The 2989-nt window shown below is 65.4% G+C and carries 1 protein-coding gene and 2 pseudogenes; 1 reads left to right on the forward strand and 2 read right to left on the reverse strand.

Going from position 1 to position 2989, the window contains the following annotated elements:
- Nucleotides 1-244 precede the first annotated feature (244 nt).
- The gene (locus tag ACYVAQ_RS23270; protein ID WP_460792995.1) at nucleotides 245-664 is read right to left on the reverse strand and encodes a hypothetical protein; all 420 of its coding nucleotides are present in this window, start codon (nucleotides 662-664) and stop codon (nucleotides 245-247) included.
- A 372-nt stretch (nucleotides 665-1036) separates the two neighbouring features.
- Nucleotides 1037-1375, reverse strand: a pseudogene (locus ACYVAQ_RS23275) (integrase core domain-containing protein); the annotation flags it as partial.
- 73 nt (nucleotides 1376-1448) lie between these two features.
- Here ACYVAQ_RS23275 and ACYVAQ_RS23280 point away from each other — a divergent pair.
- Nucleotides 1449-2751, forward strand: a pseudogene (locus tag ACYVAQ_RS23280) (IS1380 family transposase).
- Nucleotides 2752-2989: the final 238 nt, after the last annotated feature.

Here is a 2989-nt window from a genome sequence, read left to right on the forward strand (position 1 = left end):
CGGCCGCGTCCCCGCGGCCGTCAACGAAGAGAACCAGTAACCGAGGGGGTCAGTTTTCGATTGCCGCGAGGGGGTCAGTTTTCAGCCGCCGTTGACACACGGAACCGCTCGCGGCGCAGTCTCCGACGGGGACCGTACGGGCGTGTTCGTCGAGAGCTTTGGCATGCGTGACCGGGGCCGCGCCTGCGCGACGCCCGGGCCAGGCCCATTCCTCCCGTCCACAGCCCTTGAAGGGCGTCCGGGTTCAGGATTCGGGTACTCGGGGTTGTCTGGCGGAAATCTCGTCGAGCACGTCGTCCACGCGCTCGACGAGGCGGCGGTACATGGAGGGGAGAACGAAAATGAAACCGCATAGCCAGAATGCAAGGATGAAGAACGTGAAGGGAAGGCCTCGACTCCCCAAGACGAGCGTGTAGGAAAGGCAGAACGGGACGGTGATGAGAAGCCAGAACCACTTCATTCGCAGCCTTCCTGAGAGGACGCTCACCGCCTGATCTTGCTCAGCAGCAGCTGCGACGAGGATTGGAGCACTCCAGTTCCAGTTGCCTCGCTCGCTGATCGGGAAGTAGATCTTGATCTGCTGATCGCTTACCCGCCCGACGAGAGGCTTGCGTTCGCCCTGCGGAAGGACGAGTTGAAGACGGTCGGTGACCCACGGGTCCACCTGTATGCCAAGGTGCCTGACCACTTCGTTCTTGGACAGGGGGACTGTGCGGGTCCATGGCACCCCGACCGTCCACAGGCGAGCAGAGAGCCACAAGTTTTGGAACATCTCAATTCCCCGTCAGCCAAGGCGGCGAATGGAGGGACCAGCCAAACTGGAACGAACCGCCAAATTTGGTTCCCTCGGGCAAAAGTCCGTAGCCCAGATTCGTCCTGTCCGGCCCCGAGAAGTTGGTCTACATCAAGTGAGAGAACTCGGCGTCGACCTGGTCGCTGGGCATGGTCGCGACTGGTCCACGTTCGATGGTGGTAGTCACTCTCATCAGCCCCTCTCACAGGGTGCCGTCGACAGTGACGGCTGGGTCGCAATGTACGCCGCGTACGCGGCCGGTGTGCGCATCTCCAGACCCGAATGGGGCCGCTCGGTGTTGTAGTGCTCGACCCAGTGCCCGATCACGACCCGCGCTTCGGTCAGCGAGTGCAAGACCTCGCGGTTGAGCAGCTCGTCGCGCATCGATCCGTTGAACCGCTCGATGTAGCCGTTCTGCTGCGGGCTGGCCTTCGCGACCTGCACCGGCTCCACGCCCTGGTCTTTGAGCCCTGATCCACCGGTGATGTGTGGCGTGGCGTGCGTGGCGTGAAACGAGAATGCCCTCCTGAGCAGGGAGGATCTGGATTGCGACGTCCGATCCGAACCACTCAAGAGGGGCACCTCGTAAGTGAAACCTTCTCACACGATCCGGCCTTGTTTCGATGATGCGAATCTGGTGTCGGCTGCCGGGTTGATGCCGGTGCTGAGGCTGGCCGAAGCAGCAGGGTTGTACGACCACCTGGGTGCGCTCACGGTGGCCTCGCCGAACGCCGCAGCGAAGGCAGGATCGGTGATCGGCGGGATGCTCGCGGGGGGCGGACTCGATTGATGATCTCGACCTGCTGCGCCACGGCGCGATGGGCAGGTTGTTCGCCGGGATCCGGGCCCCTTCGACCCTGGGCACGTTCTTGCGCTCGTTCACCCATGGTCACGTCCAACAGCTCGACCGGGCCGCTGCAGGAGTGCTGGCCGGTCTCACCGCGCAGGTCCCGGACCTGCTGGCAGGCGGTGAGGCTCTCGGGTTCATCGACATCGATGACACCATCCGTGAGGTCCACGGCCACTCAAAGCAGGCCGCCGCGTTCGGGTACACCGGGGTCCGTGGCCTGAACATCCAACTCGCCACCCTCAGCACCCCGACCGCGGCACCCGTGATCGCACGGGCGCGGCTACGTCGCGGGAACTGTGCCTCCCGTACCGGGTCGGGCCGGTTGCTGGCCCAAGCAGTCAGTACCGCACGTGGCGCGGGGGTCACCGGGCAGGTGATGGTGCGCGCGGACTCGGCCTACTACGGTGCCCCGTTCGTCGGCGCCGCGGTGCGGGCCGGGGTCTGGTATTCGGTGACCACGCGGATGAACCCCAAGGTCCGTGCCGCGATCACCGCGATCGACCCCGACGCGTGGACCCCGATCGCCTACCCCCACGCGATCTGGGACGAGGCCGATCAGCGGTGGATCTCTGACGCAGAGGTTGCCGAGATCGACTTCACCGCGTTCACCGGCCGGCCCAAGGTCGAGCAGGTGCAGTGTCGCCTGGTCGTGCGACGTGTGCGACGACTCCAACCCCTCACCGGTGACGGCACCGAGCAAGGCGAGTTGTTCACCGTCCACCGCCACCACGCGTTCATCACCAACAGCACTCTGGGTCTGATCGAGGCCGACCAGACCCACCGCGCCCACGCCGTGGTCGAGCAAGTCATCGCCGAACTCAAAGACGGCCCGCTCGCGCACCTGCCCTCAGGGTCCTACGCCGCGAACGCAGCCTGGGTCGCCTGCGCGGTGATCGCGTTCAACCTCGCCCGAGCCTGCTCGGTCGCGGCCTTGATGCGCACGGCACGTTGGGCGACCCTACGGACCCGGATCATCAACATTCCCGCCCGGATCGCCACGACCGGGCGACGACTCGTCGTGCACCTACCAACCCACTGGCCCTGGGCCACCAACTGGGAATCACTATGGTCGACCGCAACAGGCCCACCGCCCACGACCACCACCTGACCACCCAGCCAGCCAAGGCGCCACCCCAGGACCCAACGTGGAAGAACCGGCACAGACCGGCAGCCAAGTCACGCCCGGAGCAGCCCACACCACCCGGCCCACCGACCCAACACCCCCGAAATCAACATCGGTGGATCAGGGTTGAGCCAGCCCAGCAGGCTGGCAGCGATGAACTCGCGGCCGTTGTCGGAGCGGATGACCTGGGGCCGGCCGTGGATCTCGAAGATCCGCTCCAGGG

The organism is Nocardioides maradonensis, from assembly GCF_054777115.1.